The 17,896-nt window shown below is 42.8% G+C and carries 22 protein-coding genes; 13 read left to right on the top strand and 9 right to left on the bottom strand.

Translation table 11 applies throughout. The features are described 5' to 3' along the window. Positions 1 to 25 precede the first annotated feature (25 nt). From flgD to flgB, 3 genes are read right to left on the bottom strand one after another with little or no spacing between them, the layout of a single operon-like run. Positions 26 to 706 (bottom strand): flagellar hook assembly protein FlgD, encoded by a 681-nt coding sequence (flgD, locus tag DPF90_RS13560; RefSeq protein WP_114786871.1) that lies wholly within the window; start codon positions 704 to 706, stop codon positions 26 to 28. Next, on the bottom strand, positions 706 to 1,140 hold the full coding sequence (gene flgC / locus DPF90_RS13555; protein WP_114786870.1) for a flagellar basal body rod protein FlgC: 435 nt from the start codon (positions 1,138 to 1,140) through the stop codon (positions 706 to 708). The genes flgD and flgC overlap by 1 nt, the downstream gene beginning before the upstream one ends. Before the next feature lie 2 nt (positions 1,141 to 1,142). Continuing rightward, positions 1,143 to 1,499, bottom strand: coding sequence for a flagellar basal body rod protein FlgB (gene flgB, locus DPF90_RS13550; protein ID WP_114786869.1), 357 nt, complete (start codon positions 1,497 to 1,499; stop codon positions 1,143 to 1,145). Positions 1,500 to 1,578: 79 nt separating this feature from the next. On the opposite strand from flgB, the gene flgA reads away from it, so the two are divergent. The 11 genes from flgA (at position 1,579) to nth (ending at position 10,722) form a co-directional block, all read left to right on the top strand. Next, positions 1,579 to 2,376 carry a flagellar basal body P-ring formation chaperone FlgA gene (gene flgA / locus DPF90_RS13545; RefSeq protein WP_114786868.1) on the top strand — a complete coding sequence of 266 codons (798 nt, stop codon included), beginning with the start codon at positions 1,579 to 1,581 and terminating at the stop codon, positions 2,374 to 2,376. 146 nt (positions 2,377 to 2,522) lie between these two features. Continuing rightward, positions 2,523 to 2,804, top strand: coding sequence for a flagellar biosynthesis anti-sigma factor FlgM (gene flgM, locus DPF90_RS13540; RefSeq protein WP_114786867.1), 282 nt, complete (start codon positions 2,523 to 2,525; stop codon positions 2,802 to 2,804). Positions 2,805 to 2,824: 20 nt separating this feature from the next. Then, on the top strand, positions 2,825 to 3,265 hold the full coding sequence (gene flgN, locus DPF90_RS13535) for a flagellar protein FlgN (protein WP_114786866.1): 441 nt from the start codon (positions 2,825 to 2,827) through the stop codon (positions 3,263 to 3,265). 7 nt (positions 3,266 to 3,272) lie between these two features. Beyond that, entirely contained in the window at positions 3,273 to 3,953 is a 681-nt protein-coding gene (locus DPF90_RS13530; RefSeq protein WP_420855761.1) for a lytic transglycosylase domain-containing protein, read from the top strand. A gap of 250 nt (positions 3,954 to 4,203) precedes the next feature. After that, complete coding sequence (gene rsxA / locus DPF90_RS13525) at positions 4,204 to 4,785, top strand: electron transport complex subunit RsxA (protein ID WP_114786865.1); 582 nt, start codon at positions 4,204 to 4,206, stop codon at positions 4,783 to 4,785. After that, positions 4,785 to 5,369, top strand: a complete 585-nt coding sequence (gene rsxB / locus DPF90_RS13520; RefSeq protein ID WP_114786864.1) for an electron transport complex subunit RsxB — start codon at positions 4,785 to 4,787, stop codon at positions 5,367 to 5,369. Before rsxA ends, rsxB begins: the two co-directional genes overlap by 1 nt. 8 nt (positions 5,370 to 5,377) lie before the next feature. Next, positions 5,378 to 7,663: an electron transport complex subunit RsxC gene (gene rsxC / locus DPF90_RS13515; RefSeq protein WP_114786863.1), complete on the top strand. Its 2,286-nt coding sequence runs from the start codon at positions 5,378 to 5,380 to the stop codon at positions 7,661 to 7,663. Then, a complete protein-coding gene (gene rsxD / locus DPF90_RS13510) occupies positions 7,663 to 8,709 on the top strand; it encodes an electron transport complex subunit RsxD (RefSeq protein ID WP_114786862.1) in 1,047 nt (348 codons plus the stop codon). The genes rsxC and rsxD overlap by 1 nt, the downstream gene beginning before the upstream one ends. 8 nt (positions 8,710 to 8,717) lie before the next feature. After that, on the top strand, positions 8,718 to 9,344 hold the full coding sequence (rsxG, locus tag DPF90_RS13505; RefSeq protein ID WP_114786861.1) for an electron transport complex subunit RsxG: 627 nt from the start codon (positions 8,718 to 8,720) through the stop codon (positions 9,342 to 9,344). Between the two features lies 1 nt (position 9,345). Then, the gene (locus DPF90_RS13500) at positions 9,346 to 10,038 is read left to right on the top strand and encodes an electron transport complex subunit E (RefSeq protein WP_114786860.1); all 693 of its coding nucleotides are present in this window, start codon (positions 9,346 to 9,348) and stop codon (positions 10,036 to 10,038) included. A gap of 33 nt (positions 10,039 to 10,071) precedes the next feature. Continuing rightward, positions 10,072 to 10,722, top strand: a complete 651-nt coding sequence (gene nth, locus DPF90_RS13495) for an endonuclease III (protein WP_114786859.1) — start codon at positions 10,072 to 10,074, stop codon at positions 10,720 to 10,722. Positions 10,723 to 10,949: 227 nt separating this feature from the next. On the opposite strand, the gene DPF90_RS13490 is transcribed toward nth, so the two are convergent. Next, entirely contained in the window at positions 10,950 to 11,456 is a 507-nt protein-coding gene (locus tag DPF90_RS13490) for a Kiwa anti-phage protein KwaB-like domain-containing protein (RefSeq protein ID WP_275895335.1), read from the bottom strand. 90 nt (positions 11,457 to 11,546) lie between these two features. Between DPF90_RS13490 and DPF90_RS13485 the strand changes: the two genes are divergently transcribed. After that, positions 11,547 to 12,706 (top strand): IS3 family transposase gene (locus DPF90_RS13485; protein ID WP_162814031.1). Its coding sequence is split into 2 segments (ribosomal slippage): positions 11,547 to 11,811 and positions 11,811 to 12,706, totalling 1,161 coding nucleotides; the frame shifts between segments, so codons are not numbered across the junction. Between the two features lie 211 nt (positions 12,707 to 12,917). Here DPF90_RS13485 and DPF90_RS13480 read toward each other — a convergent pair. The 5 genes from DPF90_RS13480 to DPF90_RS13460 form a co-directional block, all read right to left on the bottom strand. After that, positions 12,918 to 14,141, bottom strand: coding sequence for an MFS transporter (locus tag DPF90_RS13480; protein WP_114786856.1), 1,224 nt, complete (start codon positions 14,139 to 14,141; stop codon positions 12,918 to 12,920). A gap of 15 nt (positions 14,142 to 14,156) precedes the next feature. After that, positions 14,157 to 14,990, bottom strand: coding sequence for an aKG-HExxH-type peptide beta-hydroxylase (locus DPF90_RS13475; RefSeq protein ID WP_114786855.1), 834 nt, complete (start codon positions 14,988 to 14,990; stop codon positions 14,157 to 14,159). A 51-nt stretch (positions 14,991 to 15,041) separates the two neighbouring features. After that, positions 15,042 to 15,224 (bottom strand): hypothetical protein, encoded by a 183-nt coding sequence (locus tag DPF90_RS13470; protein WP_114786854.1) that lies wholly within the window; start codon positions 15,222 to 15,224, stop codon positions 15,042 to 15,044. A 306-nt stretch (positions 15,225 to 15,530) separates the two neighbouring features. Then, positions 15,531 to 16,187, bottom strand: a complete 657-nt coding sequence (locus DPF90_RS13465; RefSeq protein ID WP_114786853.1) for a QnrS family quinolone resistance pentapeptide repeat protein — start codon at positions 16,185 to 16,187, stop codon at positions 15,531 to 15,533. 389 nt (positions 16,188 to 16,576) lie between these two features. Beyond that, on the bottom strand, positions 16,577 to 16,864 hold the full coding sequence (locus tag DPF90_RS13460) for a hypothetical protein (RefSeq protein ID WP_114786852.1): 288 nt from the start codon (positions 16,862 to 16,864) through the stop codon (positions 16,577 to 16,579). A 494-nt stretch (positions 16,865 to 17,358) separates the two neighbouring features. On the opposite strand from DPF90_RS13460, the gene parS reads away from it, so the two are divergent. Continuing rightward, positions 17,359 to 17,784 (top strand): type II RES/Xre toxin-antitoxin system antitoxin, encoded by a 426-nt coding sequence (gene parS / locus DPF90_RS13455; RefSeq protein ID WP_038885218.1) that lies wholly within the window; start codon positions 17,359 to 17,361, stop codon positions 17,782 to 17,784. The last annotated feature ends 112 nt before the right edge of the window (positions 17,785 to 17,896 follow it).

Genomic DNA, 17,896 nt, shown 5'->3' with positions numbered 1-17,896 from the left:
TTAACCTCTGTATTTCCTTTTTTGGTTAAGCACCAAATTGAGTGATTTGATAGAAAGGTACACTGCCAACACCGTGAACATTGACCTGAGCAGAACCGCCAGAGCTGGGGATCCTCACTTGCTCAACCTCACCAGCTAACAAAAAATTCGGTTTAGATTGACCGTCTTGAACTTGGACTGAGACTGTGTATTTACCGGGTTTCAGTCCCAGCTTGTCTGGATCTATCGAGAAATCGACATCTCCTGCGGGGCGTGCTCCTAATGGGAGAGGAGTGACTTGGCCAAATTCATCAGTAATGACCAAATTGACCTGACTTGATGGGTGTTGCAGCTCAATTTTTCCTCTCTGCTGGCCATCAGACAATTCAAACTCATTGGACGAAACATAGACGGTTTGCCCAACCAAGCCTGCGGTAGACAAAACTTGCATATTATCGAGCAATACCATGTTGTTTTTCATCATTGACGCCATATTCTCAGTACTTTGAACTTGAGAAAATTGCGCTAACTGACCGACATATTCCGTCCCATCAAGCGGGTTGAGAGGATCCTGATTTTGGATTTGCGCCACCATCAAACTAATAAATTCATTCTCCAGTGATGCCGCACTGTTGGTGTCCTTGGGATTTCCTGATATACCATTGGTACCTGACGGTTTGCCTATTGGAGTATCAAAAGCGAGCGCATTATTCGGTGCAATTGTCATCAGCGGCCCTGCCCTAGTTTGAGCAGACCTTGCTGCATACTTTTCACATTAGTCAGAACCTCAACATTGGTTTCGAAACTGCGCGTTGCCGACATCATGTCAGCCATCTCAGCGACAACATCAATATCTGGGTAATACACATACCCTTGCTCATTGGCTAATGGGTTAGTTGGTTCAAAACGCTGCTCGGCTTGCCCTGAGCTCTGAACAACATCGACAATGCGTACTTCCGCATTAGGGTACACATCCTTACTGGTACTAAGCTGAGTCTTGTTATAGACAGTTGCGAAGACAGGTTTGAGTGCTTTGTAAGCATCCGCAGCGTTCGCTGAGGCTGCATCGGCATTGGCGAGATTACTGGCAACCGTATTCAACCTCACTGTTTGAGCATTCATTGCCGATCCAGCAATCGAATAAATATCGGTAAATGACATAATTAGCGTCCTTCTATCGCTTTTGCGAGCCCTGAGAATTTCATATTGAGAAACGTCAGGCTGGTCTGAAAATCCATGTTGTTTTGAGCAAATTTGCCTTGCTCTACGCCAAGCTCTACCGTGTTAGCATTTTTGCTGTTTTGGTATGGGATTGAGTACATGGAAGAGACCAATAACTTGGGATTCTTTGTACTTGTGGATGACATGCTGTCCATCACTGTCGTAAAACTAAGATCCCGAGAGAGATATCCCGGCGTATCAACATTTGCTAGGTTGCTGGCCAGTACTTTGGTACGCTGAACTCGAAAGTTCAGAGCGTCAGGATGAACACCTAACGCGTTATCAAATGAAATAGCCATGTCTGTTTCCTTATGCTGTCGGCTCAGATAGACTTAACTAAAACAAAATGTATGCCATAAAAATAAGTATTAAATAACAATGAGTTATAGAAAAGAAGGGAAGTGCCACTTCCGGATTACGGAAGGGTTAAAAAGCAGAGGAAATAGGATTGTTTCCCCTCTATCATTAATTGTTTGGCTAGGTTTATCACTGTTATCTAATAGCGCTTCTGCGACTGAAAACAGCTTAAATTACCAAGCCATTTATCAAGCAATTGAAGCGAACTTCAAAACCCAAGTCAATAATCAAGCCCATACTCGCCAGTGGGGTAAACACACTGTTAACTATCAAATTCGAATACCGGCCTCAGCGGATCACTTACCGCTATGCCCTGCGCCACTCATTATTGAAGGTTCAGATAGCAAAACGCTCCCTGTAGGCACTCTTAAACGCTCGGTGAGTTGTCAATCAAATTCTGCTGACTGGCGAATCAATGTCACCATCAAATCAGAACTCGGCCTCTATGTGGTAGTGACCAAGACAGGAATTGGTCGCAAGCAAACCCTCGCGGCGAACGATTTAAAGCTTGAATGGCGAACACTGACCAAAGAGCAAGACTTTTTAACTCAGATAGAACAAGCGTCAGGTAAGATGACGCTCCGGCGCATACGCTCTGGACAAGTGTTAGATTCTCGGCAATTAAAATCCCCGCCATTGGTCGAAAAAGGCAATCAGGTGATCATTAGTGCTGCCAAAGACGGCTTTATGGCAACAACAAAAGGGCTGGCGCAGGAGGAAGGAGCCCTAGGACAGCAAATCGAAGTCAAAAATATCTCTTCAGGAAAGTTGATTAAAGCGGTAGTCGTTGGACTTAACCAAGTAGAAACTCAGTTTTAATTTTGGGCTGGGCTTATCATTTTTTGAGTTTTCTTATCGCCAAATGTCCTGATTTAGGTAGTTATAAAAAAGTACCAATCAGGCTTAATTGTCAACGCACTATGGTCGCAGTGTACCTGTAACCATGACAAATAAGGATTCAATTGATGAAAATTGACAAAGTTTCTGGGGGACACGTCACCCAAAGCCGCTTAGATCAAGCGCCAAAAAAAGCGCTTGAGTCAAACAAAGCCAAGACAAATGCTCAACCTCAATTAGACATCAACGCAACAGCCATTGAACAAGCTCAGGCAGAAATGCAGTCACTGGCCGACGTAGATATGGTCAAAGTCGAAAAAGTGCGTGATGCGCTGGCAAAGGGAGAGTTAATCCTAGACACTCAGGCTCTTTCTAAAGCCGTACTTCAGTTCCATACTGGCCACGATTAACAACGATTGAGGAAAGGGCAATGTCATCAAAAACTTCGCACTTAATCCAAAGCTTTTTCAATACATTAGTCCAAGATATTAAGTCGTACCAAAAACTCGAAATACTGCTCAAACAGCAAAAGGCTTTATACCTTCACTTTGATGCAGACCAGCTTGAATCTAATATTGCTCAGCAACAGCCTTTACTCATCCTGCTGCGCCAGAATGCCCATCAGCGCAGCCAAATCATGGCCACTTTCCAGCTAAAAATGGACAAACAAGGAGTAGAGCGATTTTTCTCTGCGCTTCCTCCTGTTGCGGCAGAAAAAATCAAATCTCTTTGGCATCAGCTCGAAACATTAATCAAACATTGCCAAGTACTCAACCAAGAAAATGGTCAAACCAGTGCCAGTTTTCACGAGCTGATAGCGTCTTTGACAAGGCCCCAACAGCATACTTATACCGAACAACCCATAGGGTAGCTCATACATGAGCAGAGTTAGCAATACCTTGCTTGCTATATTGCTGGTGATAAGTTGCTTTACTCCGACTCACACCATGGCCTCGCCATTGACATCAGACATTGCGGCTCAGTCGCAAGTATTATTGCCCTACAGAACTCAAATAGAAGGTCGTCTCAAAAGCAATCAAGATCTGATACATCGCATTGCTAAAAAATTAGTGCAAAGCTCACTCCCCACAGAGTTTATCCTCATTCCAATGCTTGAGTCTTCCTACGATCCATCGGCAGTGTCTCATGCTAATGCTGCGGGGCTTTGGCAACTGATGCCTCAAACGGCAGAGCGCTTTGGACTTCACGTCAGCAATTCAAACGATCAGAGATTTGATGTCGAGGCGAGTACAAACGCTGCGATTTCTTACCTACAGTTTCTTTATCTTAAATTTAATGATTTAGCCCTTACACTGGCAGCCTATAATTCAGGAGAAGGACGCGTCGCAAGAGCGATTAGCAAGGCTAAGAGTAGAGAATTCTCCAAACTTAGGTTACCCGAGGAAACCCGTCACTACGTACATCGATTTTATGCACTGCAAAAGCTCATATCGACGGAAAAATTATTGCAAAACTCTAAGCGCTTTTATTTGTTTGGCCACCAAAGCACTTTACCTTTGATTGACCTTACCCCTCTTCCACCACTGGTGAAACTCTAGGCTTAACTAACCTAATTACAGTGACCTTTTTATATTCTCTACAGCTATAAATATAGAGTTTTGAGATCCTTTCGTTCTTTCAAAAAAGAGATTCGGACCAAGTAGAGGCTATTCACCTTGAATTTGCCACCAAAACCACCAAGATCCCGTATAATTTTTATTCAACAATACAAAACCCTAGCTTTACTTGGTTGTTATTAACTCAGCAAAGCAGGATAATATCGGGATCGGAATCTCTTAAAATATAATTATGACCGAATATGTTTTGTTGTTGGTCGGCACTGTGCTGGTTAACAATTTTGTACTGGTAAAGTTTTTGGGGCTGTGTCCTTTTATGGGCGTCTCAAAGAAACTGGAAACTGCAATAGGCATGGGGTTAGCGACAACGTTTGTCTTAACCTTGGCCTCGGTGTGTTCGTATCTCGTTGAAAGCTATATTCTTATGCCTTTAGGTATTGAGTACCTTCGTACTATGAGCTTTATTTTAGTCATCGCGGTTGTAGTGCAATTTACCGAAATGGTAGTGCACAAAACCAGTCCGACACTCTATCGCTTGCTTGGCATTTTCCTGCCGCTCATTACCACCAACTGTGCGGTACTGGGTGTTGCTCTTCTCAACATCAACGAAAATCATAATTTCATCGAGTCCATTATCTATGGATTTGGCGCTGCAGTTGGCTTTTCATTGGTCCTGATACTGTTTGCCTCTATGCGTGAACGTATTACGGCGGCTGACGTTCCAGTGCCGTTTAAAGGTGCGTCTATTGCCATGATCACCGCAGGCCTTATGTCCCTTGCTTTTATGGGCTTCACTGGATTGGTGAAACTATAATGAGTGCTATTATGATTGCTGTGTTAGTACTTGCAGCACTCGCCGCAGTTTTTGGTGCTATATTGGGCTTTGCTTCCATCCGCTTTAAGGTGGATGCTGACCCTATTGTTGATCAAATCGATGAGATACTCCCTCAAACTCAATGTGGTCAGTGCGGCTACCCGGGTTGTCGTCCATACGCTGAAGCCATTGCAGGCGGCGATGCGATTAACAAATGTCCGCCGGGAGGACAGGCTACAATTGAAAAGTTGGCGGATTTGATGGGAGTCGAAGCCACAGATTCTGCCCATGATTTAGAAGACAATGTTAAGACGGTCGCCTTTATCCATGAAGACATGTGTATTGGCTGTACTAAGTGCATTCAAGCTTGCCCTGTTGATGCCATCGTTGGAGGAACGAAAGCCCTGCATACCGTCATAAAAGACGAGTGTACTGGGTGTGATCTTTGTGTGGCGCCCTGCCCTACAGATTGTATTGAAATGATTCCTGTAGAAACCACTACAGCGAATTGGAAGTGGCAACTCAACGCCATTCCTGTTGTCGATATTACTGATTCTGCTAGAACGCAGAATAATGTGAATTAAGGGCTGGTATGTTGTCACTGATAGAACAAATTAAATCGGGCGCACTATGGGACTTTCCGGGTGGGATACACCCGCCAGAAAACAAATCCCAATCGATGAAAGAGCCTATTGCGCCAGCAAGTATTCCAAGGGAAATTATCTTACCGATTAAGCAACATATAGGTAAGCCAGGCCACCTGATCGTCAGTCAAGGGGAAAAAGTCCTCAAAGGGCAAGCTCTCACCAAATATGACACCAGCTTTATGTTGCCAGTCCACGCACCAACATCAGGTATTATCTCAGCAATCGAACCACGTACTATAGCTCATCCCTCAGGGTTATCGGAAATGTGCATCGTGATTGAACCCGATGGTGAAGACCGCTGGATCGAACGAAAGAAAACCAACGATTTTACCGATTGCACGCCCGATGAATTGATTGAAGTAATCCGCCAAGCGGGTATTTCAGGCATGGGCGGAGCGGGTTTCCCAACCGCGAAAAAAATTCAGTCTGGACTTGCTAGAACAGAGATACTTATTGTCAATGCCGCCGAATGTGAACCTTATATCACAGCAGATGACATGCTAATGCAAACTCACGCTGATGAAGTCATCAAGGGCATAGATATCGTTGAGCATATTCTCAAGCCTAAGCTCACTATCATAGGAATTGAGGATAACAAGCCAGCCGCGATTAGAGCTCTTGAAAAAGCTGCCCAGCATAAAGACGTCGTTATACGCGTTGTGCCCACCAAATACCCTTCGGGTGGTGAAAAACAGCTGATCAAACTGCTAACCAATAAAGAAGTACCCGCTAATGGTATTCCTGCCGACATTGGCTTGTTAGTACAAAATGTTGGTTCGCTTCAAGCCATTAAACGAGCGGTCTGTGACGGGGAACCCTTGATTGAGCGTATTGTTACCCTGACGGGCAATACTTTCAAGCAGCCAAAAAATGTTAAGGCGCTTATTGGTACTCCTGTCCAAGCTCTACTGGATCAGTTTGGGTATAAAGCAGACAAAAAACTACCTCGCCTTATCATGGGGGGACCTATGATGGGCTTTACTCTTCCCCATGCGAATGTGCCGATAACCAAAACGGCGAACTGCATTCTGGCTCCTACGGTGAAAGAGATTTCTCCAAACCAACATGAAATGTCATGCATTCGATGTGGTCAATGTGCTGATGCTTGCCCAGCATCCTTATTACCTCAACAGCTTTACTGGCATTCTAAAGCCGAAGAGTATGAAAAGTGTGAAGAGCTCAACCTTAAAGATTGTATTGAATGTGGTGCTTGTGCTTTTGTTTGCCCGAGTGAAATTCCGCTGGTGCAATATTATCGACAATCCAAAGCCGAAATCCGCACTCGTAAAGAAGAGGCCCAAGCCGCCGAACGGGCGAAAGTCCGCTTTGAAGAAAGAAAGAGCCGTTTAGAACGCGATAAGATTGAACGAGAGAACCGCTTTAAGAAAGCCGCAGAGAACAGGCGTAAAGAGGTTAAAACCCCTGATGGTGAAGATGCGATCGCTGCCGCCATTGCTCGCGTCAAAGCGCAAAAGTCAGATTCATCATCTGCTGAACCAAAAGTAAAACCAGCTGTAGCAGCGGCGATTGCCAAAGCGAAAGCAAAACAAGAAGCCGCAAAGGAAGCTGGACTTGCTGAGCCTGACAACTCTGAAATGAGTAAACTTCGTGAAAAGCGTAAGCGTTTGGCCCGTGAAAAGAAAGCCAATAAGGCAGCAGAAACAGAAGTCAATTCCGAATCTGATGAGAGTGATCCCAAAAAAGCGGCAGTAGCGGCCGCCATTGCCAGAGCTAAAGCGCGCAAAGCAGAGCAAGAAAAAGCCGCTGAGCCATCTGAATCAGAACCTGCACCTTCTGAAGACGATCCGAAAAAAGCTGCGGTCGCTGCCGCCATTGCCAGAGCCAAAGCGCGCAAAGCAGAGCAAGAAAAAGCCGCTGAACCATCTGAATCAGAACCTGCACCTTCTGAAGACGATCCCAAAAAAGCTGCAGTAGCGGCCGCCATTGCCAGAGCTAAAGCGCGCAAAGCGCAGCAAGAAAAAGCCGCTGAACCATCTGAATCAGAGTCTGCATCTTCTGAAGACGATCCGAAAAAAGCCGCCGTCGCTGCCGCCATTGCCAGAGCCAAAGCGCGCAAAGCAGAGCAAGCAAAAGCCGCTGAACCATCTGAATCAGAACCTGCACCTTCTGAAGGCGATCCGAAAAAAGCTGCAGTAGCGGCCGCCATTGCCAGAGCCAAGGCACGCAAGGCACAAAACCAACAGAACAACAGACTTGAGGAGGACGAGTAGTGGCCTTTTTTATTGCCAGCTCACCCCATGCTCATAGCCGTAGGAGCACACCCGATCTTATGAAATGGGTCGCCCTGTGCGCCTTGCCCGGCTTGTTTGCTCAAACCTACTTCTTTGGTTGGGGCACCCTAATACAACTCGTTTTTGCTATCTTGTTAAGCTTGGCACTTGAAGCTGGTGTGATGAAGATGCGCAAGCGTCCACCTATGTTAGCGCTACGTGATAACAGCGCAATTGTGACAGCCTGGTTACTTGCTATTGCAATTCCACCACTCTCACCTTGGTGGATTGTTGCCATAGGTCTTGTCTTCGCGATCGTGGTAGCTAAACACCTTTATGGGGGGATTGGACAGAACTTATTCAACCCAGCAATGGTTGCCTATGTAGTTTTGCTGATCTCCTTTCCAGTACAAATGACCAGTTGGATTGCACCAACCGAGTTGCAACCCTCAACCATCCCGTTTAGTGATGCTGTATCGCTTATTTTTACCGGTTTCAATCTGGATGGACTCTCGCTTCAACAAGTACGTACAGGTATAGATGGCCTAACCATGGCTACCCCGCTAGATGCGTTTAAAACCGCATTGCATTCAGGCAATACTGCTGCAGAAGCTCTATCTCAGCCACAGTTTAGTGGCTTAGCTGGTTTGGGCTGGGAGTGGGTTAATCTCGCCTATCTAGCAGGCGGCTTATTGCTGATAAAGATGAGAATCATTAATTGGCACATACCAATCAGCTTTATCGTCAGCTTATTTATTATTAGTATCTTATTTAGCCTATTCACACCGGGAGAAACCGCGTCTCCTCTCATTCATATATTATCCGGCGCAACCATGTTAGGCGCATTTTTTATCGCCACTGACCCTGTCTCTGCTTCAACCACGGTCAAAGGTCGTCTTATTTTCGGCGCTTTTATCGGTGCCATGATCTTTATCATACGAACTTGGGGTGGTTTTCCTGACGGCGTAGCATTCGCGGTATTGCTTGGCAATATGTGTGTCCCGCTTATCGACTACTACACCAAGCCACGAACCTACGGACACTGAGGAGCAAGATGTTAAACGCTATTCGTAAAAATGGAGTCGTACTCGCTCTTTTTGCTTGTGCCTCAACTGGGGTTGTCGCCCTCACCCACTATCTGACTAAAGATCAGATAAGCAAGCAAGAACAGGCTCAGCTTCTGTCTGTGCTCAACCAAGTCATCCCTGAGGGCATGCACGATAACAGCCTGTATCAGTCCTGTACCTTAGTTAATCATCCAGATCTTGGAACAGATACGGATATGCCTGTCTATATAGCAACTAAGGATGGTCAAACAACCGCGGTTGCCATTGAAGCTATTGCTCCCGACGGCTACAGCGGCGCGATCAAAGTTATCGTTGGTATTGACCAAAACGGTACTATTTTGGGTACTCGGGTGTTAAACCATCAGGAAACCCCGGGCCTTGGAGACAAGATAGATTTACGCATTACAGACTGGATCCTAAGCTTTAGCGGTAAAAGTGTTACCGAAGACAATGAAGGCCAATGGAAAGTGCGCAAAGATGGCGGGCAATTTGATCAATTCACAGGCGCAACAATAACGCCGAGAGCTGTAGTCAAAGCGGTGAAAAAAGCCGTTCAGTTTTTCAACGCCCATAGTGATGAGATTCAAAACCAGCCACGAAATTGTGGAGACTAGAATGAGCGATCATAAAACATTAATCAAAAATGGTATGTGGGATAACAACCCAGCATTGGTTCAGTTGCTTGGCCTATGTCCTCTACTTGCTGTATCCTCGACCGTGACTAATGCACTTGGCCTTGGCATTGCCACCTTGCTAGTGTTAGTCGGCTCAAATGTGATCGTCTCTTTGGTACGCTCTCACGTGCCAAACGAAGTCCGTATTCCTATCTTTGTTATGATTATTGCCGCGCTAGTAACTTGCGTGCAGTTACTGATGAATGCCTACGCTTATGGACTCTACCTCTCTCTTGGCATTTTCATTCCTTTGATTGTGACCAACTGCATTATCATTGGCCGAGCTGAAGCTTTTGCATCGAAAAATGATGTCCTTCCTGCGGCCCAAGATGGCTTTTGGATGGGGCTAGGCATGACTAGCGTGCTGGTTGTATTAGGCGCCATGCGCGAGATAATCGGCAACGGAACATTATTCGATGGCGCAGACTTGCTGCTTGGCAGCTGGGCGACTGCACTAAAAATTGAAATATTCCATTTTGAGAGCAGTTTCTTGCTCGCACTATTGCCACCCGGCGCCTTTATTGGAGTAGGATTACTTATCGCGTTAAAAAACGTCATCGATGCACAACAAAAAGCTCGTCAGCCAAAAATACAAAAACCAACAATCGAACGAGCTCGCGTTACCAACCAGTAAGATCTGGTTGAGACACTGGAAAACAGCACAAAAATGAACAAAGAAAAACGAGTACAAATACTGGAGCGCTTACGGGAAAACAACCCTAATCCGCAGACTGAATTAAATTGGAGTACACCATTTGAGCTTCTCATAGCGGTACTTCTCTCAGCCCAAGCGACGGATGTGAGTGTCAATAAGGCAACCGATAAACTGTATCCCGTCGCCAATACTCCGCAAAGTCTTTTTGACTTGGGCGTTGACGGCGTAAAGGAATACATCAAAACCATAGGTTTGTTTAATTCAAAAGCTGAAAACGTAATCAAAACATGTCGTATCCTGCTCGATAAGCATAATGGACAAGTCCCCGAAGACCGCGCTGCTCTTGAAGCTCTGCCCGGTGTCGGACGCAAGACCGCTAATGTTGTATTGAACACAGCCTTTGGTTGGCCAACCATCGCTGTCGATACTCATATTTTTCGCGTATCAAACCGAACCAAGTTTGCCATGGGAAAAAACGTTGACCAAGTAGAAGAAAAGCTACTTAAAGTTGTACCTAAAGAATTCAAACTCGACGTACACCACTGGTTAATTCTTCATGGCAGATACACATGCGTGGCAAGAAAACCCCGCTGTGGGAGCTGCATTATAGAAGACTTATGTGAGTTTAAAGATTTTCCAGATAAGCGCAAAAAAGGTAAATAGTTGTCAATGTAAGAATCATAAACAGCTATCTATCTGGTTAAGTTATCATTTGAGCTGCAAGCTGTATCCACACAACTTGTTAGCTCATCTTAACAGTATTAGTTTTGTTCTAGTAGCTCAACTAGATCTAATACGATCGATATAACACTGGGTTTTAATGGTATTGAATCTTTAGCAACTTACATATCTATTCAGTTTCAAATGATCTCACAAATTGGCGTATTAACCTAAGAAGCTCTATCCTTTGCTTTAGATATGTATTCTTGTTGAGTCAATTCCGACTTAACAAACTCATCATCAAGTAGAGTGAGAAAATGTCGACAACGATTGATACTACCTAAATCAAACTGGCTTTCGTCTTCCGTTAATTTCAGTTTTTCTTGGTAATACACCTTGCTCATTGCAAATTTAATAATTGTATCGTTGGCAATCTCTTTTTCAATAACAGCAGATCCCTTACATACTTTCACAAGCTTTCTGGCAAATGACGTATCATTGTTCAGTTGAGATTTAAACTTGGTTAAATCATTAACAATAGATTTTTCTTCAATAGTTGCACAATATTGCACGGCTTTGCTGTGAATAATCTTGTCAAAACCGAATTCTTTTTCTAATACGTTTACATTTTCAATTAAGTAATCATCTCCAATTTTGGCAAAAACGAACCTATTGCCTAAACGAAGAACGTCATGTGTCAGCCTTACAACCCTTGACTCATGTGTGGTAAGGAAAATCGTCTTTCCTGGAGTGGCAATGTATGTACTGGTCTAATGAAACAGGACACTTAATTGAGAGACAATCAATGTTAATCAATGAGGTGTTATATGACCGAGAAACGTACTTATAAACGTTATCCTAAAGAGTTTAAAGAAGAAGCTGTCGCTTTGGTTCGAGAGCAAGGATACACAGTCACAGAAGCTGCTGAGGCGGTAGGTGTCTCTACCACACTCCTTCACAAGTGGAAGGCTAAATTAGAAGCTCAGCTTGACTCTGAGGAGCTATCAGACGAGGAATATGAAGAGTTGAAACAACTGCGTAAGGAAGTAAAGCAGCTCCGTATGGAGAAAGATATTTTAAAAAAGGCGTCAGCCTTCTTTGCGAAAGAAATGAAGTAAGGTTTGAATTCATCAAAGCCGAAGCTAAGCATTATCCGGTTTCAGTGATATGCGAAGTCATGCTAGTGAGTCGCTCTGCTTATTACGCTTGGCTGAAGAGACCAGCAAAGGTTATTTCAGTCACTACTTTGAGTTTATATCGTCGAATTAAGACGTTATTCAAAGAAAGTCGAGGAAGCTTAGGCAATCGTGAGATGGTAAAGAAATTACGCAAGGAAGGGTTCGTAGTGGGGAGATACAAAGTTCGTTCAATCATGAGGTCATTGGGGTTAAAAGCCGTACAAAGACAGGCTTACAAAGTGACGACAAAACGCAAACACAGCGATACGGTTGCCGACAACTTACTCAACCAAAACTTCAACCCTGTCGCTCCAAATCAAGTGTGGGCCGGCGACGTTACGTATCTGAAGACAGATGAAGGCTGGATGTACCTAGCTATTGTAATGGACTTGTACTCACGTCGTATCGTGGGATGGCATTTAAGTAAACGAATGACCACAGACTTAGTCAACAAAGCTCTAATGAAAGCTTATAACTTGAGGCAACCTCCGAGAGGCTTAGTGTTCCACAGTGACCGAGGTTCCCAATACACAAGTAAGCGTTACCAGAAGCTATTACAGAGCTACGGAATGCGTTCGAGTATGGGGGATGTTGGAGCTTGTTGGGATAATACGGTTGTAGAGCGCTTCTTTGGAAGTCTGAAGCATGATTGGCTGTTTAAAGTGCCTCAGCCGACCAGGGAGCATATGAAGCAAGATGTGACGAACTACGTGAGATATTACAATCTAGATAGACTGCATTCTGCAAACCAAGATCTGTCGCCAATAGAGTTCGAAAACTCTCTAAAAAAAGTGTCCTGTTGGACTTGACCAGTACAACCTTACTTTTTCTAAGAAAGTGCAGTTTATAAATTGACATTCTTTAAGATTCACTCGCTTGAAGCTACAGAGAACAAATGTACAGTTAATAAAAACAAGCCCACTAACACTTTGTTTGAAAAGTCTACTTTACTGTAATATTCGTCTTTTTACATTAATCTATCTTTTGCCTACTTTCCATAGTTTTTTATAAAATACCAAGCTACTTAAGTGCGAATCCTTTATTGGCCTTAAATGATAAGAAAAAACATACTGGTATTAAAGTTACGCTAGAAAGAATAATAATAGGTTGATTTCCAATCAAGTCGGCAAAAATATAAATTACCCCTCCACCCAAAGGCAGCATAATTATATTAATCAAGTAGAATACGCCCATAACCTTGCCTATATACTGCTGTTCTATAATGCTAGTCCTAAGTGTTCTGTTAAAAATATTAAAAAGAGAAATCCCCATCATAGACATCGAAAAGCCAACTACATAGATAACATAGCCAGTAGATAGCGAAAGTACAACAAATCCAAAACCTAACAATAACAAACCCACTACAGAAAATGAAAACATTGACATACGTTTGACTAGTATTGGAACTAAAAGTAAATTTACAAAACCAAACATACCTCCAATAAAGTTTAATATTCCATAATATTTTTCACTTAACTCAAACACTCCTGTGATAATTGCAGCGTGTGAAGATATAACAACTGCAAACATGAAATTTATTAGGCTATTTAATGCAGCAAGATAGAAGAGAGGCTTCCGTTCAAAGATATAAGTAATACCAAAGAAAAAATTACTATCATTAGTCTCTGATTGAAAATTTGGCTGAACACGATAAAGCATAATTGACAAAAATGAAAACAAAAATACAATGCCACTTATGGACAGCAATTGAATTAGATCAAGGTATTCAGATGAAAAGGCAGCTAATGCAGGCCCTAACGTCCATGCCAATAATTCACTCGATTGAACATAGGAATGTATTATTGATATATTCTTATTTTCCTTTAAGAGTGCTACATTCTTTTCTGCCCCAACTCTGCTAAATGGTAGGAGGAAAGATAAAGCAAAAGCACATGTCAGAACTATAAATAGTGTTTTTTCTTCCACTTTATATATGCAAAAGATTGCAATCGTAATTATCAAAAATCTAGTCAAAGAAGAGAGAGCGAGTGCGCCTTTAGGGCCGAGTTTGTCTGCAATAGCTCCAGCAATAGGATACATAATAATTGCAGGCACCCACTCAAGCATAAACGCGAGACCAGCATATGAAGGGCTTGAAGTTAACTCTAAGACAATTAATGGGATTGAGAAAATGACAAATGACTCTGCTAATATCCCCAAGAATATTGATATAAGGAAGGCTAATATAGAAAGGTCTGAACTACTATCTACTCCGACTTTTTGAACAATCTTAGAGTTAAGCATCAGAATTAGCCTCGATTAAGTAAATGATTCTTCAACAAGAGAGAAATCTCTATTTTTATTGAAAGCGGCTAAGCTAAATACAAGCTCTTTTCCATATGGAGTTAAAAGGTCTATCTTCTCAAGTGTTCCTTGCACACAGTCATCTAATGACTTAGAAAACTCGTTCATCATTTCATCTTTACCGATAAGTTGCTCAAAGTACAAAAGTGGGACTGTCACAAATGCTGAATGAATAGCTTTATCAAGGGGTCTCAAATCACCAACTCTCACAGCGGATAATACCCTATACTCTTCTTTGTCAAGCTCAGACGCTGGTTTAGAAAACATCTTGTTCACCATATCGCAAATGAACGTACTTAGGTGCGTTGACTCGTGAATAAGCGTATTTGCCACATCTAGTGAAGTCCAGTTGTCATCAATACTGATACAGATGACTCCAGGTAAATGAGAACCTGAACCACCACCAACCCTTGGCGAGTAAACAAAAACGACATCAGTTACGACAGTATCAACAAGCTCACGAAGATCGGTTGAGTGTTTAGAAATTAGTTCCATCGCATCTTCGTATAGTTGTCTACAATGCTCTTTGTAAGAGTCAGATTGAATCGATTCTATATCGTTAATGTTTGCTGATTCTGAAAATACGCCTTGCGAAATAGCTTCTTTAGCTATGTCTGAAGTGTGAAATTGAATTGATATTTCGGGAGTACATTCAATACCTCGTATTGTTTGAATAGACTTGGCGTATGAATCTTTTAGAGGTAAAGGCGGCTCGTACTCGCGTTTTAGTACTGCCTGAGAAAACTTCGCAATGTTGTCTCGAAGGTGTGATAAGCTTAAAAAATCCATTTTTATTCTCCTTATTTGAGAGGGGGAAGCCCCCCCCCTCTCTGGTTATTGTTACTTTTGATTATCTTCATCACGATCGATTGTCCAACCGCCCATCATTGAGCGGTTTTCCTCCGAAAAGAACTCAGCTACGTTCGTTTCACTTGAATCATCACGATCAATAGTCCAGCCGCCCATCATTGAACGATTTTCAACACTGAAGAACTCTTGAAGATTGCTCTGTACTTTTTCCATTAGTAAATTCCTTTTTTTACAATGCTTTATATACCCCACCACAAGCAGGGCAAAAAAAAACTAACGTTCAATTAATAGATATGCAACACTTTTATATTCAACAAGATTTAAAAATGGGACAAAACTATCATTTCTAACTGTATTGAACGATGTGTCAAACCGTAACTCATATATGCATAACCAGCTAAAGTTTAATGAAAAATCACTATTTCTAACGTATATACAAGAATATATGCTTGGACGGCACTATGCCCTTCGTACAGCGAGGTGTAGTGTATTAGTAACTTTGACCCCGCCAGCAAGTCTCTAGTCAGGAAAAACAACAATACCCAGCGCTTCAAGAAGCTGTCCTTGCTGCCAGCTGGCAATTTTGATACCTGATGTATCGACTTTACGAGGATCTAAACCATCTAGTTCGGCGTGACATAAATTGGCACCCTGAAGGCTAAATTGTCCCCAGACATCTTCGGAAAAAACACCTCGACTTAAATCCGACTCTTTTAATGATGCGCCCGTGAGGTGAGTCCCTATCCAACGATTTTCATACAGCTCACATTTTTCTAAGCAGACCTGTTCCATATTTGCATAGGAGAGGTTACACCCAGTAATAAAGGCTGAGCAAAAGTACATACGATTACTCACTTGATTGGCAAAGTTTGTTCGGGAAAAGTTGGCACCTTTTAAATCGCACTCTCGCAGTTCAATACCGTAGCAATTGGCGTGATTAAAATTTGCCATCGCAAGTTGACATTGTTGGAAACTTGCATCGCGAAGATCCGCGACATCAAAATGGCAACCTTCGATATCCCCCTGCTCAATGAACTTGCAGCTAATAAATGTCGCATCACGCAAGTTGGCACGTCGAAAGTCGCATCGTATAAAGGTGCAAGCAGTGAAGGTAATTTCACTTAGATCTCGATGTGAAAAACTGTGGTGTCGATATGTGTGATGGTAGGTTTCCATGTTGCTTACTCCAATGATGAACTGAACGCAACACTACCATCAAAACCACTCCACAGCACCAAATTAAAAACACTAAAAATAAACACCTTAAAACCCGTCATTTACCCATTTAAAGGGGCCAAAACAGTACGACAAGCCTTCATGTTAACGGTCAAAGTATGTGGCATCATTGAAAAAAGTTATCCGCTTAAACTGCCACAGAGAGAAGGGGCCTTCATCTGGTTTAGCTATAATGTCCGTCATTAGGTAAAGTAACCTTAAGCGGAAGCCCGCAAATTGAAGTTGATACAAGTTCTAAGAAGGAATGGGGCAAAATCTTGCTAATAGCTTCAAAGTGAATAAGCTGACGGACAATAAAGAAGCCCCGCAATAGCGAGGCTTAATTGTGTTTATTTGTAGTACTGGTGGCGTCTTCTCGAATTATGCTTCCAGCACTTCGCAACGTCGTATACGTACGCAGGATAATCATCCCACGGGTCAGCTAGTGCTTTCCCTCTAGCTGCTCGCAGTTTGATTGGATATCCACGACACTCAACTTTGTGTAGGAAAAAGTAGCTCTTCTCCTGCTTGGTTGAAAAATGCTTGTGAGTTCCACTACGTACGTTAGGATACACATCCCATAGATAAGCCCCTTGCGCTTTGACATGACTTCGGTACTGTTGCTTTAGTTTTTTCATTTACCCTCCAGGTTTACATTACCTAGAAGGGGTCCTCTGCAAAGTAGTTCATTCGGCCACCATGATGTGCTCTTTACCTAAGTCTAGCAAATTCTAGTTAGGGCCTAAAACTATTACCAAAACTTATCAAGCAAACCATGCTTCTTAAATGATGTATGGAATCCACTCTCTCCTCGGCTAACTACACTCAATGCGAATATTATACTTAGAAACAAAATCTTAGTCCTCTCATGTGTTGTGCCGACGCGCTAGTTCGTACTAGCTAACAACTCTATCAATTCATCAGTTGTAACTGTTCGGTGTTTTTCATGAACCATTTTTCGTTTATAACATATACAGCAATACGATATTTGGGTTAGTTCTAGTGTGGCAAAGCAAGCTTGCCACTAATTGGAAAGAGTATGTAGGCAACTAGCAAGCCTCGACACATTTCCGTGTTAAAATAATCTAATTACACCTATTGTGTAAGTGTAGTTAGATTCGGAGGTACTTTAATGTTCAGTGCAGCTTATGAAATGCTTGGAGGTGATAAGCGTAAAGCTCAGAGCGTAATCGATAGCCTAAAAATTATTCGTCAAGGGCTTCCTGTTGAAATGCTGGATAGAGGAATGTTAACTCTTGGTCTGACTAAGACAGATTACGCGAAAATTATTGGCGTTAATCTACGTACTCTCCAGCAAAAAATGAAAAAGCCGAACGCAACGCTAAGCCCAACTGCCAGTGAACATGCTCTTATGCTTGCAGATATGGTCAAAGAAGCAGATGAGTATTTTGGTGATCGTGATGCGACATTACGCTGGTTAAATAAACCCAGTTTGGTGTTTGAAAACGAAACACCACTTTCACTCTGTGACACAAAAACCGGTATCATTCTGGTGACAGAAGAGATCAATAAGTTGACGTACGGATATACGGCTTAACTGGAAACCTACCAATGGTCTTGTCACAAAGCCACTTTTCTGACATAGCAGGGAAAGTTGGTCCGTTTGGTTCTGCGACATAGGCTCTTAGACACACTATGATTGGGTACAA

This window comes from Vibrio tetraodonis (assembly GCF_003350295.1).
GTDB lineage: Bacteria > Pseudomonadota > Gammaproteobacteria > Enterobacterales > Vibrionaceae > Vibrio > Vibrio tetraodonis.
Note: the sequence above shows the minus strand (reverse complement) of the source record. Positions and strands in the feature narration are given on the sequence as shown.

Bases quoted from the DNA above. Each gene is read 5' to 3' on its own strand.
- DPF90_RS13460 (WP_114786852.1), bottom strand. From the start codon at position 16,864: ATGAAAAAACTAAAGCAACAGTACCGAAGTCATGTCAAAGCGCAAGGG.
- rsxG (WP_114786861.1), top strand. From the start codon at position 8,718: ATGTTAAACGCTATTCGTAAAAATGGAGTCGTACTCGCTCTTTTTGCT.
- nth (WP_114786859.1), top strand. From the start codon at position 10,072: ATGAACAAAGAAAAACGAGTACAAATACTGGAGCGCTTACGGGAAAAC.
- parS (WP_038885218.1), top strand. From the start codon at position 17,359: ATGTTCAGTGCAGCTTATGAAATGCTTGGAGGTGATAAGCGTAAAGCT.
- DPF90_RS13470 (WP_114786854.1), bottom strand. From the start codon at position 15,224: ATGGAAAAAGTACAGAGCAATCTTCAAGAGTTCTTCAGTGTTGAAAAT.
- flgC (WP_114786870.1), bottom strand. From the start codon at position 1,140: ATGTCATTTACCGATATTTATTCGATTGCTGGATCGGCAATGAATGCT.
- flgD (WP_114786871.1), bottom strand. From the start codon at position 706: ATGACAATTGCACCGAATAATGCGCTCGCTTTTGATACTCCAATAGGC.
- DPF90_RS13465 (WP_114786853.1), bottom strand. From the start codon at position 16,187: ATGGAAACCTACCATCACACATATCGACACCACAGTTTTTCACATCGA.
- DPF90_RS13530 (WP_420855761.1), top strand. From the start codon at position 3,273: ATGAGCAGAGTTAGCAATACCTTGCTTGCTATATTGCTGGTGATAAGT.
- rsxB (WP_114786864.1), top strand. From the start codon at position 4,785: ATGAGTGCTATTATGATTGCTGTGTTAGTACTTGCAGCACTCGCCGCA.
- flgB (WP_114786869.1), bottom strand. From the start codon at position 1,499: ATGGCTATTTCATTTGATAACGCGTTAGGTGTTCATCCTGACGCTCTG.
- DPF90_RS13475 (WP_114786855.1), bottom strand. From the start codon at position 14,990: ATGGATTTTTTAAGCTTATCACACCTTCGAGACAACATTGCGAAGTTT.
- DPF90_RS13500 (WP_114786860.1), top strand. From the start codon at position 9,346: ATGAGCGATCATAAAACATTAATCAAAAATGGTATGTGGGATAACAAC.
- DPF90_RS13480 (WP_114786856.1), bottom strand. From the start codon at position 14,141: ATGCTTAACTCTAAGATTGTTCAAAAAGTCGGAGTAGATAGTAGTTCA.
- flgN (WP_114786866.1), top strand. From the start codon at position 2,825: ATGTCATCAAAAACTTCGCACTTAATCCAAAGCTTTTTCAATACATTA.
- flgA (WP_114786868.1), top strand. From the start codon at position 1,579: ATGAGTTATAGAAAAGAAGGGAAGTGCCACTTCCGGATTACGGAAGGG.
- rsxC (WP_114786863.1), top strand. From the start codon at position 5,378: ATGTTGTCACTGATAGAACAAATTAAATCGGGCGCACTATGGGACTTT.
- rsxA (WP_114786865.1), top strand. From the start codon at position 4,204: ATGACCGAATATGTTTTGTTGTTGGTCGGCACTGTGCTGGTTAACAAT.
- flgM (WP_114786867.1), top strand. From the start codon at position 2,523: ATGAAAATTGACAAAGTTTCTGGGGGACACGTCACCCAAAGCCGCTTA.